Origin of the sequence: Pontiella sulfatireligans, from assembly GCF_900890705.1 — a bacterium.
Lineage (GTDB): Bacteria > Verrucomicrobiota > Kiritimatiellia > Kiritimatiellales > Pontiellaceae > Pontiella > Pontiella sulfatireligans.
In genome coordinates, this window is the sequence record NZ_CAAHFH010000002.1 from 1,594,052 (window position 1) to 1,616,386 (window position 22,335).

The 22,335-nt window shown below is 54.5% G+C and carries 12 protein-coding genes; all 12 read right to left on the minus strand.

The features are described from left to right. Positions 1-30: 30 nt before the first annotated feature. Entirely contained in the window at positions 31-2,580 is a 2,550-nt protein-coding gene (locus tag SCARR_RS19720; RefSeq protein WP_136063366.1) for a DOMON domain-containing protein, read from the minus strand. Between the two features lie 24 nt (positions 2,581-2,604). Continuing rightward, positions 2,605-3,351, minus strand: coding sequence for a 3-keto-disaccharide hydrolase (locus SCARR_RS19725; RefSeq protein WP_136063367.1), 747 nt, complete (start codon positions 3,349-3,351; stop codon positions 2,605-2,607). 167 nt (positions 3,352-3,518) lie between these two features. Continuing rightward, a complete protein-coding gene (locus SCARR_RS19730; RefSeq protein WP_136063368.1) occupies positions 3,519-5,855 on the minus strand; it encodes a phage tail protein in 2,337 nt (778 codons plus the stop codon). Between the two features lie 424 nt (positions 5,856-6,279). Beyond that, positions 6,280-7,008, minus strand: coding sequence for a DNRLRE domain-containing protein (locus SCARR_RS19735; RefSeq protein ID WP_136064692.1), 729 nt, complete (start codon positions 7,006-7,008; stop codon positions 6,280-6,282). A 183-nt stretch (positions 7,009-7,191) separates the two neighbouring features. Continuing rightward, the gene (locus SCARR_RS19740; RefSeq protein ID WP_136063369.1) at positions 7,192-10,125 is read right to left on the minus strand and encodes a glycoside hydrolase family 9 protein; all 2,934 of its coding nucleotides are present in this window, start codon (positions 10,123-10,125) and stop codon (positions 7,192-7,194) included. A gap of 34 nt (positions 10,126-10,159) precedes the next feature. Next, positions 10,160-11,959: a hypothetical protein gene (locus tag SCARR_RS19745; RefSeq protein ID WP_136063370.1), complete on the minus strand. Its 1,800-nt coding sequence runs from the start codon at positions 11,957-11,959 to the stop codon at positions 10,160-10,162. Beyond that, positions 11,959-13,359 (minus strand): sulfatase family protein, encoded by a 1,401-nt coding sequence (locus SCARR_RS19750; protein ID WP_168433460.1) that lies wholly within the window; start codon positions 13,357-13,359, stop codon positions 11,959-11,961. The genes SCARR_RS19745 and SCARR_RS19750 overlap by 1 nt, the downstream gene beginning before the upstream one ends. A gap of 182 nt (positions 13,360-13,541) precedes the next feature. Further along, positions 13,542-14,450, minus strand: a complete 909-nt coding sequence (gene rbsK, locus SCARR_RS19755) for a ribokinase (RefSeq protein ID WP_136063372.1) — start codon at positions 14,448-14,450, stop codon at positions 13,542-13,544. A gap of 90 nt (positions 14,451-14,540) precedes the next feature. After that, a complete protein-coding gene (locus tag SCARR_RS19760; protein WP_136063373.1) occupies positions 14,541-15,536 on the minus strand; it encodes a GRP family sugar transporter in 996 nt (331 codons plus the stop codon). 3 nt (positions 15,537-15,539) lie between these two features. Then, a complete protein-coding gene (locus tag SCARR_RS19765; RefSeq protein WP_136063374.1) occupies positions 15,540-19,124 on the minus strand; it encodes a glycoside hydrolase family 88 protein in 3,585 nt (1,194 codons plus the stop codon). A gap of 25 nt (positions 19,125-19,149) precedes the next feature. Then, positions 19,150-20,298, minus strand: a complete 1,149-nt coding sequence (locus tag SCARR_RS19770) for a glycoside hydrolase family 88/105 protein (protein ID WP_136063375.1) — start codon at positions 20,296-20,298, stop codon at positions 19,150-19,152. A 169-nt stretch (positions 20,299-20,467) separates the two neighbouring features. Continuing rightward, entirely contained in the window at positions 20,468-21,526 is a 1,059-nt protein-coding gene (locus SCARR_RS19775; RefSeq protein WP_136063376.1) for a uroporphyrinogen decarboxylase family protein, read from the minus strand. Positions 21,527-22,335 lie beyond the last annotated feature (809 nt).

Below are 22,335 nucleotides of genomic sequence, written 5' to 3' on the forward strand. Positions count from 1 at the left end.
ATCCATTGCAGATACCTGATCTGCGGCGGCTTAAAGAGCGAGCGGAACCCCGGCTTCAACCGTGTTGTCGCGGCTTCCGATGGAAAGCGTGCGCTCGCGGTGCTGACCGGTGTCGTTGTCAAACACCTCAAACGTGGCAAAGATTCCCGATTTCAACAGTTCATCAGTGAGTTGGCAGGCCTGGCGGGCGAGGCGGAATTCGTAGAGAAGACCGTTTTTTGCGGGGGATATCAGGCATCTGACGGACTCTTCAGAGATGGAATTGAGGTGCTGGGGTTTGAATCCGACGCGAAGGACGGACTTACCGGCTTCGTCCAGATGTGCTCTGACTTTCCATTTACTCTTCCACGAAGGGTGTTCGAGGGTGAACTGCACGCAGTCGCCGTGCTCCGAGGTGCGGTGTGCGGCGGCCTGCCGGTGGATGTCGTCATGAACAAGAGCGCGAATAACAAAATCTTTTTCTTCAACGCTGATGCAGATCTCGGCACTGGTGTCTTCGGGCCCCTTCCAGAGGGAGGATTCGTCGGCTCCGGGATTTTGCTGATTCTGCAGGAGCGCAAGCTGCTCGGGAATGGGGAGGGAGAATTGGGGCTCGCTGACTACGGTTTCTTCCTGATGAATCAGGGTGGCGATTTCGTGGGAAACGGGGCTCCAGTCCTGTTTCAATTCGTCGCCGATTTGCCATTTAAATTCGAGGCATCCTTCGCCGAGATCGGCGGGAACCGGCAGACAGACCTGTACGTCCGCAATCTGGCCGGATGAGAGAAGACGGCTTGAAACAGCCTCTTCCTTTTGGCAGCGCCAGGAGAGGGTAATGTTTAAGGGGCGCTCTGTCGGATTGGATATCCGGGTGGACAGCGTGTTGTCCCTGCCGGGAATCAGAATACATTTTTTCGGGAGGGTGATCAGCGAGGCGGGAGATTCGAAGCATCGGTCCGGCCCAGTAAGTTTCCAGCACTCGGTTCCGCGATAAGGATAAAGAAAAGTGCCCCCGTCGATGACGGGCAGCGTGCGGCGTTCGCCGGTGTAGCCGCTGAGCTGCATGACGGCACTGCCGGTGCCAACCCGAACATAGATAGGCCCGATGGCTTGATCCTCGTTTTCGCGAGGCAGCGCAATCAACGAATTTGTTTTTTTCAGGACGGTGATTTCCAGCTCTTCGACAAAGGTTCTTTCTAAAAATTCGCTGCCCTCAGCAAGGAGATAGCGCTGGTCCATGGGATTTTTGCGGAAGTGGTCGATCAGACGGTATGCATTCAGGTTGAGCTCTTTTACTTTGCAGACGAGGGGTTCCCAGAGATTCAGTTCTCCGTCGAGAAAGCCCTTATTCACGCTCTGTTCGCTTTGACCGTCATCAATCAGGCGAAACCAGTGAAATCCAACGCAATTTGGATGATGCATCAGAGCCAGAGTAAAGTTCTGATAGAAGAATCCGCGCTCCTTCTGGGTTTTGACCAGCCACCCTGCACCGCCGGAATTATCAAGACCACTGTCTATTCCCTTAGCGTACCATTCGGTGATAAAGAAGGGTTTGTCGGCGCCGAAATGTTTCCACCACTCCATTACAGAAAGACGGGGAGTCCAGGTGCTGTAATGATTGATGGTATAGAGATCGACATAGTCCCGCGAGCCTTCAAAAATCCACTGCTTTTCCCAATGGTTCACCCGGCTTCCAAGCAGCAGGTGACGGGGGTCGGCTTCGCGAACGGCCTCCGAGGTGATCTTGTAATACATGGAAGCGAACCAGACGGCATATTCAGAGCGGATTTTCTTCGTCCATTTTTTTGGGGCGGAGGGGTGGTTCCGTTGCTTAAGCCACTTCAAGGCCGTCTGGTGCTGAGGGTTATCTTTGGGGAGTTTGAGAATGGAGCGATCTAAAACGTCCGGGGGAAAGGGCAGTTCGTTATCGGTGGTGTATCCAATCATCCAGGGATCGTCCAAACAGTTTTTCACGGTGCTGGCCAGATAGGCTTTCATCCATCCCTTGAGGCGGGGATCAAAGATCGGCATAACGGCAGCTTCGAAGTTCATGTGCCCATAGCCGACGTGCGCTGAACCGATTTCTTTGCCGAAACGGGCCATAATCGCCAGATTGGTAAAATAGGGCATGGGACGTTTCAGGATGTTCCGGCGAGATCCGGCGGGGCTTCTGTCGGAAGCGGTGTTGACTCCGATAGACCACAGCCACTCATCGAGTTGTACGAGTGCATTTTCCACACTTCCGTAGCGTTTTTCGGCCTGAGCGATCAGCTCGGAACTGCGGATTTCGAACTGGGAGACTCCGGTGCCGAACCAGAGGAAGCCTTCAGGATCGACAAGCCACCAGCGACCGTCGATTTTCTCTGTCCGAAAAAAACCGGTAGCTTCAACCTGGCGGTCTTTCCGCCCTCCAAAGCGGCTCAGTTCTGGACCGGTCTGTGAAGGAGTGAACCCTTCCACATCGGCCAGACTTTCGGTCTGGCGGGGCGTCCACATCGGAGCCGCCTCTTTGTAGTGGCGCACATCGATCATCCGGGAGGCATCCGCACCTAAAACCGCGGTGACGAACAGTCCATACACAATTCCGCTATACTTCATCATGGGTCAGCTCTCAGGTAATTCTTATTAGAATGTTCGTATCCGGATATCTTTGAAGTAAAAAATGCTCCCCGGATCATGGGCCTGTAAGGCAATGCCCCCACCCTCCGGATTAAGCAATCGCCCGGACCGTTTGGCGGGTCTCTGGACGCCATCCGGCTCCGTGTAGTCAATTACCTGATGATCATTGAGATGTACCATAATGCGCTTTCCCCGAACGGTGATACGAACACGGAACCACTGGCTTTCGTCGACCGGTGATTGATCAAGATCAACTACAGCGTACAGACTTCCGGTCTTTCGCTTCTCCCGTTCAGTACTGTTGAGCTGAATTTCATAACCCTTCGCAAGATGGAGTGCCTTGTCCCGGGTCGACAGATCCGTATGGATAAAAACGCCCGAGTTGGAATTGGATTCACTTCGGACAGAAAGTTCCAGCTCAAAATCCTTAAAGCGCATGAAGCGTTCCTCGTTCGCTCCAATATAGAATAGATGCGCACTTGCTTTCGTGGCGTTCGCCCGAATACAACCATCAACCACGGAGAAGGATTCCGGCATGACGTTGGCCCGCCACCCCATCAAGTCCGTACCATTGAACAACTGCTGCCACTCGTCCGCTGCGCACGAACGGGCTCCTATAGATACGTAAGCGACCATAATCAAAATTACGCGAAAGAGAGGCTTCACCCAGTCCGACTGGATGAGCATGACAAGGTCGTACTCTTTGTTGACCAGCCGTTTAAACTTCTGCAATTCATCCCCGACAACACCCACTGATTTACCTCTGGTTGACTTATATTGAATTCATTGATTCGAGCATTCGCATGTAGACTTGTTCAACACTCAAGCCCCTTGACATCCCCAAAGGATGCACCTCGCCACGCATACAAAACGGGGAGGAATCCTAAGATCCCGTCCCCGTTTCCTGATTGGCCTGTTGTTTACAGCTCTTCGATGATGAGATTGATGAACTTGGAATCCACATCCACCGGAATGGTATTGGTGACATCACGGAAACCGTCCGATGGCGAACCATAGCTGACGCTGTAACCGGTATTCGTCCAGGATGGAATACTCAGGCTGGGCGACAGATTCAGGTAGTAGTCGAGTCCAGCGGAAGGATCGGTCTGCTCGACGTAGACATACGTAAATACATTGCTCCCGCCTCCAAGCTGCATCGTTTCATAAACAGGAAGCGTTCCAACATCCGATGCTTTTGTCGGATCCCCGCCCAGTCCGTATTCGTAGAGGTTGTTGGCGCCGTCGTTGTCATAATCGTTGGTAGTCGCGCCAATATCCACGCCCCAGCCGCCAGACCAAGCCTCGTATCCGGCGCTGGTCTTGTAGAGGCTGATACGATCAAAGAACGGGCCTCCACCCGGTTTCGTTTCTGAACTGGTCCAGTGCAGCTTACCGCGAACAGTGGTCGTTCCAGCCGGGGCAGTCATCGTATTGGTTGTGATTGCCCAGTCATCAAAGGCCAGTTCCGTAACCATGTTGGTGATCAGTCCGGACGTTCCTAGAAAACCCAGCTCCAGGAAAATCTGGCCGCTGTAACCGTCTCCTCGGAAATAGACATTAGGCTTTACGTTTGCCACCAGCGAGTATTCCGTCCCCGCCGAACCGGCAACGCTCTGCTGAACATAATTGTCCGCACTGGCTTCCGGAAAAGCCCTTACCGAGAAGGCTGACGATGCCGGTACGGAATCGTTGACGGGATGGTTCTTGGGCCACACCTGCAGCTTCGCACTGCGATCGCGCTGGCCGGCTTTCCAATATCCATAGAGGTCAACATACTGCCAGGCAACCTTGCTATGCTCCCAATCGGTGTTGAAGAAGAGCTGGTTGAGCTCCAGCGGAATTTCGTCGTTGCCGACCGACTCGTTGCCAAGCGTGTCCACTGCAACAACCTGGTAGTAGTAATACCCGCCCTCGGAACGGAAGGTGTCCACATACTCGGTATCGACGGTCGAACCCACCCGCTCATAACCGTTGCCCTGAGTCCGGGAGCGCATAATCGCATAGTGGCTGAAGTCGGCTTCGGAGTTTGCGTCCCAATCGAGTGTCACACTGTACTCTCCGTTGGTTGCATTCAGGTTGGCCGGGGCTGCCGGCAGCACCGCATCGCCGGACACAACGCGCAGGATGCCGTCCACATAAAAACGGCCCATGTCCCAGGCAAGACCGGCGTCTAGCGTCGGCAGGCTCACGCTGTCAAAGACACCGTTCAGGTTATTGCTGTCATCGGTGCTGATGGCGATCAGTTCGAATTCATCGCCGTCGGTCAGCGCGTCGCTGCCGGCCAGCAGTTCAACCGTCAGGGCTCCATCGACGGTCAACTTGTGGAAGGTCGGGTTGGCATCCGAAAAATCGCGATAGTTCAGCGTGTCACAAGCCGTAACGGACGCCGCTTTCGAAATTTCAAAGGTGCTGGCCGCAGTCGGCGTCATCGTCATCTTAAACTGTTCGTCAATCAGGATGCTGTCCGTTGCTGCACCATTCTGAAAACCAACCCCTTCAAACTCGATCGAAAGGTTCGGACTGATCGTAGCGCCTGATCCGGCACGATCAATGGTTCCAGAACCGCGGAAGGTGCCCACCTCGACTGTTTTCGGCACCCATTGGGTATCAAACAGGTTCGAGTCAAAATTCAGAGTGGCCCCGGAGTTCAACGTGAAGTCCGAACTGGAACTCAAATTCGGATCCTGACTTTGATAACGGCTGGTCTCTACAGTTTGATCGGATGAAAGCGTACAGATCCCATCCACTTTGACAGCACCATCGACCATATTCAAATCGTGGTCCCCGGTCACAGTAAAGTCACCGACCGTCGCGAAATCATACGCCCAGTTCATTGTGACACCATCGCAGTTCACAACCGCATTGCTGGCAAAATGAAGATACTCGGCTCCACCGCCGTTTTTACGAATGGTAAAGGCCGCAGAATCATCGGATCCTACATCCTGAAAGGCATACAGACCGCCCACTTCAACTCCTTCAAAATCCAGCAGATTGATCATAACGGAGTTGGATGAGACGCCGAAATGCAGGGTGTCGCCGTTTGAGACGTTGGTCAGGCTGCCGCCCGCGCCCCCGGCGGGATCGGTATTCCACACGTTGTTGGTAAAACTGAAGTAGGTGCTGCTCTTGATCACGTCGCTCCAGTTCAGTGCGAAACCTGAATCGGTTCCATTGTTATCCAGATAAAGGTCGGCGGCTTGAGTCGTCGCGGTCACAGCCATCAGCGCGGTGACAAGTAATATAGTTGGGTGTCTCATTCCTTTTCCTCTGTTGTTGCGCGATACACAAACAGGAGCCCCCGTGGCCTTGCCAGTTTCGCATTTTACATCTTCAAATTAAATCAATCGTTGAAGTATTCCAGAAAATATCATTGTTTAGTAATTAACACGCTTAACACTGCAAACCCCCCACATTTAACAGCCCTTTGCCTAATCAAGACCCGAGAGTTTCAGCGTCTATTTTCAGTTGAAAGAAAAGAGTGTATGGCACTCTTCCATCCTCGTTGCCCCGTCCCCTGCGAGGCACGATCGGCGACAGAATACAACGCCTGCATCCGGAACAGAAACGAAGCAGAAAAACAAGTCCATCTTAAGCGGGGCATGGGAAGTCCTTCAGCTCCCGAAGCAGCCGAACCCGTGTTCGACGGCATCGGGAGCCATGATGGATACATAAAGTTTAGGTTCAGGAAATCATGAAGACTCTACGAATAAACAGAAGCGAAGCGCCAACCGCCGAGATCAGGCCCATCGTGCCCGGCTCAGGAATAGTATCGAGCACGGCACCGCCATAGGTTGAGTTTTCCTTCGTGGAAAATGACATAGCCCCATAACCGTACGAGTCTCCAGCCGTATCACCGATCAGGATAAAGGTGGCCAAATCATCGGTATCTGCATTCAGGAAATTCACGAGAGCCGCGCTGTTAAAGCTGTAGTCCGACGCAACATCCGAAACCTCAAACGTACCAAGTAAAACCGTATCGGCGGCAACAACCCCGGATCCAGCCGTGTCATTGCCCGGCGCATTGTTGAAGGTGATGGAGGTTTCGCCCCAGTCCTGTCCTTCAACCGACTCCAACAGTCCGTACACCGTTACAGTCAACGGATTTATATAGACACCAGAGTTCAGCAATGTGAGATTGATCGATGCATTGACCTCAGCCGGAGCAGTCATGGTCGCCAGATCAAAACGCAGGTATCCTTTGTTGATATATTTCGCCTTGCCGTCGGTCGCCTTGACCTCCATCGTGTTCCGCGTACCGTAGTTGGTGTTGTTATTCTGGATTCCGCTGACGCTATCCGTAGCTGTTCCGCCCTTCACATAGGTATCCGCGTCAACACCGATCACGCTTGCAGAAGTGGCTGCCACGCCCGCCATCAGCCCGAACACCGACAATATGACTTTTTGTTTCATATTTCTCCTTTACTGTTTAGTAGTCTCGTGCGCTCCCCTCTGGAACACACCTATTGACTTGAAGACATACTGTCGTGGTATCAGAAAAGATCAAATGAAAGTCGGCATTCCGGCCCCTCTTTTCCGTTTACACGCGTTAACGCGGTTGCAGGACCTTCGGTACGGTCTGGCCTGCCGGAAAAATCAGAAACGATCGGGATCCTGTTCTTCGTATTCCTGCGCGAGCATCCCGCAGATCAACAGGTGGCTGGCAATACTTTCATGTACCGTGAACTCGGTTAACGGAGCCCAGTTGTAATCATCGATATACAGCTCCGGGATCGGCCAATGAGGCGTGGTCGCATCGTGAAAGACCGGCAGCGGATAGATTCCGTTTTTAACAAGAGCCTGCCAGCGACCGGTCACCCAGCGGGAAAGCGGCAGCGGCCCATACATGGTGGCACCGATCGGCGTATCGACCCCGCCAAACTTGACATCCGCAAGATACGGGCGCATCGAACGCACCCCCATGCCGGTTGTGTAGCAGGAGTTCCGAGGATTCGCCCCCATGGAAAACTGAACACATTGCTGCAACGCACTGAGGTATCGTTCATTCCCGGTGGCCAACCAGGCATAGACCACCGCTTCCACCTCTTTCTTCGCGGTATAATTCGGGCGGGCGGCCAGATTCGCCTCCCCCAGCTGCTCCGTATGACGAACGGCCCCCCAGGCCATTTCGTTCATTCCATCAATCAAATCATCCGCATCCCGGCACAGCAGGTCGATACAGAATTTTTTAAGGTCGGGATCCACGCCCGTCCCTTCCAGCCGCGCATACACGCACGCACCGTTGAACCCGGCCTTGTGCCAGCTTTCGCGCTCGAGGGTTTCTTCAAACAGGCGATGCCAACGAGGCTCGCGGGTCACCTTGAACAGGTAGGCGGCGGCCCGGTTCCGAAGCGCATCCGGCCCCGGCCATCTCTCTTTGTCTGAATAGGGAATGTTTTCGGGATTGGCCTCGGCCCATTCCATCGCAGCCAACGCACTTTCCAAATATTTTTCTGCTAGGGCAGGATCATATTTTTTCAATACGAACGAGGCATGCGCGGCACCCGCCGCATAGATCCAGCTGTGTTCGCGCGACGGCGGATCCATGTCCAGCAGCAGACTGTCCAGCCAGCTGGTTTCGCCGTACGTCGGATGCTCAACGGACTCAACCCGGAGGCTGATGGAGTCTTTCCATCCCTCGCCATACCAACGCGCATAGATACCCTGGGTGCGCCGGGCCAGTTCAAGGAACCACAGTCCCTCGTTGACCACATCCGGCATGCCGTTTCCAGACTCCGGAATACCCAGAGAAAGATTTTCAAAATAGGCGGGATTGTTTTCGCACAGATCAAGGACCGTATGCACCGCAAACATATGGTTCGGGCGCCGGTCAAAATCGCCGGCATCCATCCACCCGCCCCAGGCCTCCGGAATACTCGTCGCCAGATCGATGGCGGCCTGACGCTGAGGAAACTTCGGCTTGGATGCACCCGCAAAATGGAGAGAGCCCAGATTAAACGAGCGGCCCTTTTCCGAAGTCAGTTGCAGCTCGGCCCGTTCCACGGTGCCGTTGACAGAAATCTTTTTAAATTTTGCAAGGACGCCCCCCTCATCCGCATCTTTAAAAGCAGCGATGAAAGTGCGGCGCTGCCCTTCCAGCTGGAGAACCAGTCTGGCTTCCGGCCGAACGGTTCCGGAAGCATCTGCAGACAGCGAAAATGCCTTGCCGCTGAACGCGCGCACCATCTGGGTCACATCCTGATAAATTCCGTATGCACCCTGCCCGGACCGAACCACCTTGATGCCGGTTTCCACAAGCACCGGTCGGGCGTTGGTGAAGGACCAGTCCGCTGCATCTTTCTCAAAGGAAGGATTCTTGAGACCGTGATACCACACATCGGGATGGCAGGCGTGTACCGTCCGATCCTCTGTATGAAAGTTTCTCGGGCGCCTGTAGTCTGTCCACGGCGGCCCCAGCTCGATCCCGCTCCGCTGGTGCAGCAGTCCCATCAGGTGAATACGGGCGGCGTCCTGCCAAACCGTATCCGCAATCTCGAACGGAAACGAAGCGCCGATGCCCGGCACGCTGACACGATAGCGCCCCGGACGGCTGAAGTCGGAAAAATCCATGAGATACACATCGGCCACAGCTTCCCGCCAGCCCACACCGTCCCATTCATAATCGGGCTCGTCAGCGTCCTGCTTCAATGCGGTCCGGCCTGTGAAAAATACTTCCCCGCTCTGCGCATCGACCACATGAAAAGAGGTGCCGGCCGAATACTCGACCGCTCCGGCGCTGCCGGCCCAGCAGGATAGGAATGCCTGTTTCACGGACTGGCCGGGCGCAAAGCCGATCTGGTTGACCTGTATGGCTTCGCTGCGAAGACGTTTGTCATCAAACAGAAACGTCACATCATTCGTGATGGAGCCGTCGCCCTGAAAATGCAGTGTATAGCTTGCCCCCGGTTTTAACGGGGAGCGAAGATCCAGATAGATTTCGTGCCGAACAGCCATTTCGACCAGTCCGGGGCCAACCAGCGTATTGAAACGCGGCAGGCTTTTGCGGGCGATGCGGACCGGGATTCCCCCCTCGGCATAGGCGGAATCATTGCTGGAGGAAAGCCGATAGCTGTCCGGGTGGTCCGCCCACACGGTGTCCAGTTTTTTCCCGGGAACGTCATCCCATGGCTTCAGATACAGATTATCATCCGGACCAACCACAAAGCCCACGGGCCGACCCTCACGCGTCAGCTGCCGCGCCACCTGCTCGCCATACACCCGCAGCTTGCCGACCCGGGTGATTTCGTCGCCGGGCAGTTGCGTGTACGGGACAACCGGATGAATGGTTTTCGATCGTTCATCCACCGTCAGCGCCAGCCGGTCTGGCCGAACGGCATAGACGTGCCGCACCAGCGGGGCGGCTGTAGCCGGCCGGTCGCTCGTGCCCTGAACCAGCTCCGGCTGAAGCCCCTTATATGTCGATTGATCCACCGTTCCAACACCGTAGGCGGACGACAGCAATGCGCTGAACAAAAGAACGGGCCGCACAACGGATGCAAGACAAAATGAGAGGCGTGATGAATGGTCCATAGTTTTCCTAATGTGCTGTGATAGTTAAAAATTCTCACTTCCAGTTAAAGCTTACGCCGCTGTAACAGTTGGTCACGAGCCATGGTTTAATCGGCGTGGACTGTCTCAGCCCATCCCATTCCGACACCACCATACCGTCCTTAATAAACGCCGTTGCAGTGCTGAGATCCGGAGCCGATTCATCAGCAGAAACGCCCAGACAAAACGTAAGAAAGGCCTCGTCCATATTCTTCATCACAAACTCACGTTCGCCACCGGAATAAAACACAAAATCAAGCCACGCATTCTCGTCGTTTTTCCCGCTTTCCCAATATCCGGCCAACCCATTGAACGATGCCTGAAGCATCCGGATATCAAACCGGGTTCCTGCCGCCTCGAAATGCGCCGGTGCCAGGCGGGACGCGGGAAGCGCGGGAATTTTATTCACCTTGCCGAACTCGAACCGCAGGCGAAAATCGCTGCCGGTGAAACGTCCGTCCGTCAGCAGATCAACCGAGCGATGCTTGCTGCCCATCCCCATCACAAAACTCATGTTGGCCAGAACCCGGTTGTGCTTCTGGATGCCGTAAAAACCGCAGGAGGCAAAATCGTATCCATCGAGCAGCAGGCGCAGCTGCATGTATTTCGGAGATGCTGCCGTTCCGAAATAGGCCAGCAGCGGCCGGCGCTGATTCCACATCGAGTTCGCGTGCGACGTCGAGAGCGCATAGCGGTCCGTTAACCAACAGACTCCCGAGCGCCGCGGTTCATATTTATAGAAAACATCGTTCTCCTGACGCGGATAGACCGGGTCGATATAATAGTGCCGCAACGCATTCGGAATACTGAAGTCCTGTTCATTCGCAATCAGTGCCTCCTGAATTTTTTCCTGCTGTCCGGAACTGAGCAGATTATCATATGAACGGCTGTGCGGACCGGCCCACTGCCCGGTCGGTTTATGGTAGTGCCGTGCCACCATATTCCATCCCATGAAATAGAGTTCCTCCACTTTTTCATGAGCAGCCGGCTCCACAAAATGCTCTCGCATTCGCTGCAATTCGGTCAGAGCCACCACCGTGTAGGTCGGACTGTTGAATTCCCGAAATCCGCCGTTATCGATCGTGAAATCATAGAACTGTTCCAGTCGCTGATTGCCGTATTCTCGCATCTCGGGAAGATCAAACATGTGGGACACCATATACGTGACATAGGTGCTCATGATCGCCACATTGGTGTAGCCCGGCCGCGCATTGCGCCGCTTGATCGCGGCGCAGGAGCGGATCAAAGACTCTTTCACTTCCGCGCGCAGATCGTCGGGGATCCGGTCCTCATGAAGCATCCAGATATCCAACAGACTGACGGCCATAAAATCGGCCCAGTTGGGATCGAATCCGCTCTTTTTTGTCTCCAGCGGCTCTTCCGGATAGTACGGCCAAACGCCGTAAAATTCTCGGGAAGGATCCGAGCATTGCAGAGGCACAACCGCTCGAATGATGTCAATGGCTTGTTGCGTCATCTCCGGATCGTACGTATTCAACAACTTCTCGGCAAAATACAGCGATTCGCGCGTACGATGCAGCACCGTACCGACCGGCGCATCTGTGTGGTACTGATATTTATCCAACGTAAAGGGAAGCATCTTAACGTCCGCATTATACTCGCTCCACTCGGGCGAGTTCAACACAGCTTCTTTACGCGCGGCCATTTGTTCTGCGGAAAGGGTCTCGGGAGCATACGCGACAAACCCGTCGTTGTATCCCGCCGCAGATCCAACCTCGGCAAGACCGTCTAGGCTTTCACATCCCGCCAATACCAAACAGGCACATGCGCCGAGTGCTGCAATTTCCCACTTCATCAGTTTTCCTCCTCTAACATCTTATATTTGGCACGCACCGCATCCACCGTGAGGAACGGATCGTCCGTCTCCTCCATCCAGTCGGTCAGCCGGCTCAAAAGCCTCTGCATCACCCCGGCATATTCGGGATTCCCCGCAAGGTTGGTTTTCTCATTCGGATCATCCCGTAAATCGAACAATTCAATCCGGGGAGGTTCGGCCAGCCGGTCAAATAACTCCCGCACCCAGGTCCCGTCGTATCGGGCCGCCCGCGAAAAGTCATAGGCATGGTCATAGTCCACAATCACATCACCGTTCTCGTGGTATCCGGAAGGCAGATTCAGCACCAGTTTAAACCGGCCGTCCGTTGCCGAACGGCGGGGATAGTAGCCTGAAGCCGAACCGCCATGGAAATTGGATTCACCAAACAAAACATTGCGCACCGTTTGCGTCGAATCTTTCAAAACGGAAACCAACGATTCGCCCTGTACGCCTTCCGGCACATCAAGTCCCAGCGCATCCAGAACCGTTGGATAAATATCCACCGTGGATACCAGCGACTGCGACACCTGCCCCGGTTCAATCAGACGCGGACAGCTTACAAAATAGGGAATCCCGAGCGACGACTCATAGCAGGCCAGCTTTCCGCGGGCAAACGGTGCCCCATGGTCGCCCACAAAAACAAGCAATGTATTGTCAACCAGATCCCGGGCTTCCAGCCGTTCCATCAGGAGGCCGATTCCCTCGTCCAGCCGCCGGATGCAGCCATAAAAATCCGCAATACTCGTCAACTGCTCCGGATCATCAATTCCCTGAAACCGGAATGCGTGAACATCCTCCACGGAAACCGGTGTGGTGGGATATCCCTTCACATCACGAATAAACGGAACATGCGGATCGATATAATTGAGGTAGAGAAAAAAGGGCTCCTCATCGACGCTCTCCACAAACTCATCGACCCAGTCGGCCACCTGCACCACATCGCGCGTCTGGCGAATACACTCCAGACTGTCCCTTCGAAAATCGAACGTAAAATCCTCCACCGGCTTCACATGTAGCTTCCCGATAATCCCCGTTTGATAACCCGCCGCCTGCAGCGACTGGACAATATTGGGGCGTCCGGGGGTCATCTTGAAACCATGGTTCGCCAAGCCGAGCTGCCCGTTCGAATGAGGATAGGTTCCCGTAAGAATACTGCTTCGCGATGAACTGCACGAAGCCTGCGTCACATACCCTTTGTCAAAGCGGATTCCGCGGGCGGCCAGCGCATCCATGTGCGGCGTTTCCAAGATGTCATCCCCGTAACACGACAGCTGCTTCCCCAGATCATCCGCCGTGATCACGATCACGTTCAGGGGTTCTGCACCCGCCGAACCAACACTGGCGAGCCCCAGCAGCACCATCAAACTACATCTGTACAACAACATATCCACTGATCCTTCTCCGTTAATTCATCTATTAGAGACACAATTGATTCGAAACCCGATCCCCTTCAAGCTTAAGCGTGTAACAAAAGCACAACCGGCACAGTCCAGATGCATCGTTGATACCTCCCGCGAACTGCACGGCCGCTCCCGGAACAGACGTTCCGACTGCTACGGCCTCAATCCTCTGCCTCCACCTCGTCAAGACTTGGCGCAGATGCCTGAGCACCCATTCTGGTAACGGATACGGCAGCCGCTTTGTTAGCATATGCCACCGCCGCTTCAATATCCATGCCCCTGGCCATGCCGACCGCCAGCGCGCCATTGAACGTGTCGCCAGCCGCCGTGGTATCGACCACGTTGACCTTGCGTACCGGCACCAGGCCGCTGAATGAATCCGACAACACAAACGCACCTTGCGCACCCAGCGTGATGATCACGGTCCCTACGTCTCGTTCGCGCAGTACCTGCGCCGCTTTTTGCGCATCTTCCAGGGTTTCCACCTGAGTGCCGGTGAGGATTTCCGCCTCCGTCTCGTTCGGCGTTATTACATCAAGCCGGGCGAGCAATTCATCGGAAAGCACCTGAGCCGGCGCCGGATTGAGGATCACTGTCTTGCCCTTGTCATGGCCGAGCTTCGCTGCATATTCAACGGTTTCGATCGGGGTTTCCAGCTGCATCAGCAAAACATCCGCACCCTCGATCTGCTCCATGGCGTTGTCAACATCCTCCGGGCGGAGCGCGTTGTTCGCACCGGACGCGACGGCGATGCAGTTTTCGCCCTGATTATCCACCATGATGGTCGCGACACCGGAAGGCTGCTCGGGATCGGTCGCTATATAATCGGTGTTGATGCCTGCTTCCCTGAAACCCTGAACAGCTTCCTGACCAAAGATATCGTCGCCGACTTTTGCAACGAAAACAACGTCGCCGCCCAACCGGGCGGCAGCGACGGCCTGATTGGCCCCCTTGCCGCCGGGGTTCATAAAAAACTCCCCGCCGAGAATCGTCTCACCCGGCGCGGGCAGGTGCTCCGATTTGATGACCATATCGGTGTTCGAACTTCCAACGACTACAATTTTTGACATAACCATTCCTTTCCTGGTCGAAGGTCGGAAAGCCGAATGATTCGTTCAACGACTTTAGACCCTTGACCTCTAGACCGGTGGCAGAGCCACCTATTTCCCGGCTGCAATAATCAACCCGATACCGACGAAGAAACAGATGAACATCAGGCCGAGCAGCATGTTGATTTGCTTTGACGCGCCTTTGAACTCTTTCCAGACAAACACTCCCCACAGCGCGGCGACGAGGGTGGCCCCCTGCCCCAAACCGTAAGAGATGGCATAGCCGGCTTTCCCGGCGGCAATAATGCTGAACGACATACCGACGCACCAGATGACGCCGCCGAGGACTCCCATTAGATGCGTTTTAAAATCGCCGGCGAAATAGTGACGGTACGTCACCGGTTCGCCTTCGACCGGCTTTTTCATGAACACGGTATTAAAGACAAAGTTGCTTAGGAAAATGCCCAGCGCAAAGATGACGCAGGCAGAATAGTTCGTCATTTTACCGGCCTCAGGCGTAACAAAGTCATCCGACATCGACGCGGCGACAAAACGATAGAACGAAGCCATCAGCACCCCGGCAATCACGGAAAGAGCGATGCCTTTAAACGATACCTTTTTCGTCCCGCCCATTTTTCCGTAGGCGATGGCATCGATAAGAATGGCCGCCGCCACAAATCCGACGCCTGTGAAAAGCAGAACCGCATTCCCCTGGGGCGCGGCGATATAATTGACGATAACCCCCATGATCAACGCAATGCCGATCCCGACCGGGAAGGCCACCGACATCCCCGCCAGGGCAATCGCCGCCACCAGCAGAATATTGGCCGCATTAAAAACAACACCGCCCAGAAGAGCGCTGCCGATATTGCTCATCTCGGCCTGCTGGAGATCGGCGAGGAAGCCGCGTCCCCCTTCGCCAACACTGCCGAACGTGAATGCAAAGATCAGTGCCAACGCCAATACGCCGATCACATAGTCCCAATAAAACAACTCAAAGCGCCAGTTCCGGGCCGACAGCTTCTGAGTGTTCGCCCATGATCCCCAGCACAGCATGGTGATCACCGTGAAAACAACCGCTAATCCATAACTGGATAAAATAAACATGCCCTACTCTCCTTTATCTTTGCTTTGGATGGCGATCCGGCTCCAATAAGCGGCCTCGAACTTCCAGCCGCTTGCCTGATTTAAAACTTCAAGTTCGATGCTTTTCCCGGCGTATTCAGAAAGATCAACACTCAGATCCTGCCACGTACCTTCCGCAATTTCTTTATGAAAAATCTCTTTGCCATCGGCCTGTACAACGAGGTTGAAATCGCCCCGATGATCGTTGAGTACGGACAGTTCGACGGTGGTCTTTTTACCCGCGGGAACATCGAGAGATCTAAAGATGACACAGGGAGAGTCCGTGCTCAGCGGATGCGTGAGCAGCACATTTGTGCGCCCCTTCCATTCCGCCTTCAGCCCGGGCCGCATGGCTTCCCCGCAATCGCGAGCGGCCCAGCCAGGCGCAAAGGTGGAAAGATCTTTAGATATATTCAGCTCCAAAGCCCCGGCACCATCCCCCGCTTTCGGCGGGTTAATCATGGCCATCTCTTCTGCGGTGTAGCGGCTGTCAGCGATCGGTCCAGGCTCCCAACACTGCTCCAGTGCGGAGGGTTGAGGATCGCGAACAGGAATCACGAAAAAGTCGCCGTCAATCCTCCCGCCCTGCTGCACCACGGCCTGCCGTGCAAGCGTTTCGCAAACGGTCAACAGTGAATCGAAGCTATAGTCTGTGTGGCTGAATTTCGGGGTGCGGTCCAGTGCCGAGGTATAACGCACAGGCAGGTTTTTCATCCCCATGGCAGTGCCAAGCACCCCGGCGGCGCTGGAGGGGTTGCAGTCTGAGTCCGCCCCGCAACGCATTGAAATCACGATGGTTTTTTCAAGATCCCCTTCTCCGTACAGCATGCCCATCACGATATAGGCCGCGTTGATTTTGGCATCGATATTGAAGGCCGGGATCTCATTCTTGCAGGAGAAACGGCGGTAGTCAGCGTTGCGCTGGTATTTCTCATCGATCTTTTTCCACACAACCTGCCAATCATCCGGATGTTCGGCATGCCACTCGATCACATCGCGGATGGCTTCGGCAAACTGGCTTCCGTCAGGAACGCAGGCGAGTCCCGCCTCGACCAGTGCCTTCGGATCGTCCTCGAAGAAAGCGGCCGCGTACATTCCGGCAACAAACTGTCCGCCGTAGAGACCGTCGCCATAGTTCACCAGGCGCCCGAATTTTTCGCCCAGTTCAATCCCGACGTTGGGCATGCCCGGCGCAATCAGACCGGAAAAATCGGCTTCGATCTGGTAGTCGATATCATCGGCATGGCCGTTAAACTGCGGATGTCCCGAATCGGGTGGAGCAATCCCCTTGCGCAGGTTTTTCCGCCCATACAGGTTGGCATGCCACAGCTTGTAGCCGCTGTTGGCGAAATCGATCCCCGCCTGGCGCATGGAGACATTGAATCCATGCACCTCCATTGAGCGCAAAAAGGTCATCTCCACATAGATATCATCCTGATTGTACTGATTGACCATCTCCGGCTCCCAAACCGGAACCTTCTCTTCCGGAATGATCTCTCCGCAGAACTTAAACTCAGTGGGTGCGCCCCAACCGACCCCGACCATCTGGCCGATCCAGCCCCCCGCCATCTTATCGCGATATTCCTCGATGGAAATGCGGCGTTCGTTTACAGGTACCGACTTCACGCAAAGCGCCGCCAACCGCTCGATCGACCCCAGTTCCGGATCTTTTGCACAGGAGGACGTCACGCGGCAGCGCAGCGTTGAGGACGGCTTGCTGATCAGCAGAATCTGCTTTCCGTCATCCACCCGTTTTTCAACGTCATTTTCATCAAACAGGATCGCTCCACCGACAGCAACCTGTTCGGCAGCCACATCCTCCGGATGCACACCCCACGTTGAAATCCATCCTCTGCCACTGCGCACCGTGGAGCCCGGATGGTAGTTAATGCCGCTTACAAACTGTACGGATTCGCCCGCCACCGAGGCCTCGACCTCAGCAAAACGGGATCCAGATCGCACAGTCACACGCACCGTAACATCCACCGTGCGTCCCTGATACGGCACGCCCATGGAGCACATCTCCATCCAGGCGGAATCGGCCGTTTTTCCCACACGGGCGCTCCGGCTGGAAACCGGATTGAGCCGAACCATCTTTTCGCCGTCCCACAACCGGATTCCGCCGAGCCCCAGAGTCGGGCCGACCTTATAATAATCCGCGCCCCACCCCGACAGTTGCTGTTCCTCCGTCGGGTACCACTTCGTTTCCGCCAGCTCCAGGCCGGGCCGCGCTTTGGAATACACATCAATCGCGGCCTTGTGATCAAAGTAAAACCGAAGCGCCATCCACTCGTTCTCAATCGCCGGCCCATGGTGGCCCAGATCGAGAAACAGATCGCCGGATTCAGAGAAAACCTCCTCCTCCTGAACCGCGTCATTGGTTTTAAAATAAAGGCTGCAGTCTGTCTTGGGATGCCCATCAGAATCTGAATCGCGCAGCAATGCGGTGGCACACCAAATCAATGGAGCCTGACCGTGGAGGTCTCCCACCCTCCGTATCGGTTTTCGATATCCCTCGATAAAGTCCCGGGCATCCATCCCTCTGCAAATCTCAGTCAGGTTGCTATCTTCATTCACATAATCCGTAAGCGCCAGCCATCCCTTGCGTGCAGCCGGACCATACACAGCAGCATCAAGCCATCCCTCCTTCACGCCGGTAATCATGGCGTAGGTAAACATGGCTGTGCCGGAGGTTTCTTTCCAGAAGTCCGGCTGATCAATCAGCTGGCGCCACATGCCGTCGTCGGCCTGATAGCTCAGCAGCGTAGCCATCATCTCCTGATAGCCCGCCATAATACGATCCCGGTCAGGATTGTCGGCCGGCAGAAAACGGAGCAGGTCACTCAAGCCCACGGCCATCCACCCATTGCCCCGCCCCCAGTAAAACGGAGCAAACGGCGCGTGATGAAACAGGCCGTTATCCCGCTGCAGCTCATCAAGGTAGATCACCATCTGCCGGGCGGCACGGTCGATATATTTCCGGTCACCAGTGGCACGGTAGGCCTGCGACTGCACCGCATTAATCAGAAATGTATCGTCAATCCAGAGACGGGTCTGCCAGCTATACCCCTTTGCGGCCCAGGCCTTCTGCTCAGGAGTGGCATCCGCCGGCACCTCCCATTGCGAGTCCGCATACGCCATGCCCAGATCATAATATTTCTGATCACCGGTCTGCAGATAGAGCTCCAGTGCCAATGCACCAAACACATTGTGGTTGACCCCGTCGCACGAGGGCAGCAGCCATTTTTCATCGTCGAACAAGGGTTGAAAACGCTGCTCCAGCCCTTTAAGCAGTTCCGCATCACCCGACGCTTCGGCAAACCACAGCCCGCCAACCCAGGTACAGACATCCGGATAGCTGATCTGTTTCACTTCCTTATGCGGCGGCAGCACCCCGTACTTGGAATGAGGCGAACCCAGAAACCGCTGCACCGCACGCGTCCCAATGCGTTCCGGAACCTTGTCGACGGGAAAATCCTGGAGCGCCGCAACGTCGGAGTGCCCGCCGGCAGATCCAGCAAAAGACAGAGCATTCAGCAGAATAAGCGAACTCCAGTATATTCTTTTCATATCGATCCAATTCATCATTTCCCCCTTATCGTTCCGAGCGCAGCAGCGCGGTCGCACACCAGATCATGGGTGCCTGGCCATGCAGGTTTCCGACGGTTTGTTTGGCATTTTCATACCGCTTACGGAAATCGCGGGCATTCAGGCCCACACAAATCATCGTCAGATTATCCTCATCATTCAGATAGTTGGTAAGCTCAAGCCAGGCCTTGCGGGCGGCCAGCGCATACGCACCTTCAGCGAGCCACCCCTCCTGCACGCCGGTGATCATGGCATAGGCAAACATCGCCGTGCCCGAGGTTTCCTTCCATAAATCGGGCTGATCCACCAGCTGACGCCACATACCGTCTTCTTCCTGAAAGGCCAGCAAGGATTTCATCATCTTCAGGTAGCCCTGCATAATCCGCTCACGATCCGGATTATCGGCCGGCAGCGCACGTAGCAGTTCGCTCATGCCCACCGCCATCCATCCATTGCCGCGCCCCCAGATATACGGAGCAAAAGGCGCATGGTGGAACAGTCCGTTTTCCAACTGGATTTCATCCAGATAGAGCGCCATCTGTCGTGCCGCCCGGTCGATGTATTTGCGGTCACCAGTCACGCGATAGGCCTGCGCCTGAACCGCCGTAATCATAAACATATCGTCGAGCCAGATGCGCGTCTGCCAGCTGTAGCCCTTGTCTGCCCAGGCTTTTTCTTCAGCTGTTGCAGCCTCAGGAACCGCCCACTGCGAATCCGCGTAGGCCATCCCTAGTTCATAATATTTCGGATCACCGGTCTGCAGGAACAGCTCCAGCGCCAAGGCACCAAACACATTGTTATCGACGTGATTGGGCTCGGGCAGCAGCCATTTTTCTTCGTCAAAAAACGGCTGAAAACGCTGTTCCAGCCGATCAATCAGCTCCTGATTTCCAACCTCTTCGGCAAACCACAGTCCGCCAAGCCAGGTACAAACATCCGGATAGCTGATCTGTTTCAGTTCTTTATGCGGCGGCAGCACCCCGTAGATGGAGTGCGGAGAACCCAGAAATTTTTCCACCACACGCGTCCCGATCGCTTCCGGGTCTTTGTCGACAGGAAAATCGTCGAACACCGCCCTCTCGAATTTCCCGGTGGTACACCCGGCTAGGATCAATCCTGACAACAAGGTGAGCGGAATAAATTTTATTTTCTTCATATCAAACCAGTACATCGATTCCCCCCGGTCATTCTTAAGTTCAATGCGACAGAACCATCCTTTCCGGATGATTTCAAACAACGTACAAGGCCGGCTCCCAACCAACGACTACAAGTCAGTTTAAGCGCTAAAACCGGGGTATTTTACCGCAACGAATATCCTCAATAATTCAGTTGGAATAATCACCGCGCCACTCGCGGACAGCTTCGCTCATAGCGATCCAGTTCGCAGGTTCGGTGTAGGATGAAATCTGGTTCCCGGTGCCAATGGCAATCCCGCCATGACCGGCACCGATTCGGTCGAGCAGGTCCAGCACATAGGCCCTCACTTCGGCCGGCGTATTAAGCGTCATGATATTCATCTCCACCCCGCCGAAATTTCCAATCCGATCACCATATTTTTCGACCCAGACATCAAAGCGATCGATGGCATCCTCGTTCGAATGCTTGGCATCAATACCCGCCTCAATAAGGTCCTCCATCACATCATAAATCCGTCCGCAGGAGTGCAGCAGAAACGGCTTTTCATAGGAATGCACCAGATCAATCACGCGTTTGTAATACGGCACGATATGCTTCCTGATTTCGTCGGGCTGTATCAGAGTCGATGAACGAAAACCCAGATCATCGCCGAAACGACATACGGCGAAGGTGTCGGCATGATTCTCGAGCACCCAAGTCCACAGTTGCAGCATGAGGTTGCCGACCTTTCCCCATAGCGCATCATATACCTCGGGCTCATCCACCTGCAGGAAGGCCAACTCCTGAAAGGGCACAAAATCCTGAATCAGCTCAAACATGCCGTTCCCCACACCGCCGACCGCTTTCATGCCTTCGGGCAAAGCGACTCGCAACGCTTCAAAATCAATATTGAACAGCTCAATGTATTCGGAAAGTTTGTCATCCCAAGGATACGCCTCCAGCTCTTCCATGGAGTTGATGATTGACGGCGCTTTCCCCAGCAGCCCCTGCCCCTGCTGAATAATGCATCCCGTGTTACCTTCAAAGGGAATGTAATCGTAGCCAAGCTGAATACTGCAGCGCGCCATACGCCGGAATCCCTCTGTGCGCTCCGCAAGGGTTCCCTTCAATAAAGGTGCAACCGGCTCCCCTATTATTTTTTCAACAATACCACGATCCATTCCATGTTCATAAAGCGGCAGTCGTTCCGCCTCCTTGTTATATGCCGCAGCGACAACATGCCGGAAATCCGGCTTAAATATTTTCATTTCTTTTCCCCTAGTTTAATTTGCTTACAATTTGCATGCCCCAAAGGCGAAAACGAAATTGCAGAAGCGTTGTTGCACTAACATCGTACAAACAACCATCGTTATTTCATTAATGCGGTTAAACAAAGCTCATCGCTATGGGATAAAGAAAGTTCAGCCCATATACAATCGCAGAATTACCAATCGTATTTATTCATCAAAACCCAATGTGCAAGGTGTCGGAGGAGCATAAACGACTCGTAATGGAGGCTGTCAACCCAGAGCCCTATCTGCCAGATAAGATATTCCTGACCCAGCACGAAACCGCCCGATGATTGATCCTCATGGGCTGCTGGGATCCGAAAATATTATAATATTTTTTCCGGACGCCCACAGACCGCTACATTTCTGCTGATCTAGGCAGTCTGGGGCGGCTGCTCTTTCATCGCGGGATTGGTGATCAGAAGGATGGAGCGTACAAGTAAGTACCACGCAAAAACAGGCCCCAAAGCAGCCGCCCAGATAACCCGGGAAGTGCGTGACACGCCCGAATTACCCAACACACGGGTCATGCTGCCTCAGTTGCCCCTTGGTGATCTTATACCTTATATATGCCATTACAAAAGGCCAGAGCCGTGCAGCTGCTTTTGCCGCAACACCTCCAGCGGCCACATGGAGCGCATCGAATCCCGGTATCGCCATGCTATGCGTCGCAACTTCGGGGTGCCTTTTTACTGCATTTCTCGCGTATGTCGCAACTTCACCTAATGGGAAGGGCAAAAGAGAAACCCCCGCAACCTATTGGCTACGATAGCTTAAGATGGATGCCG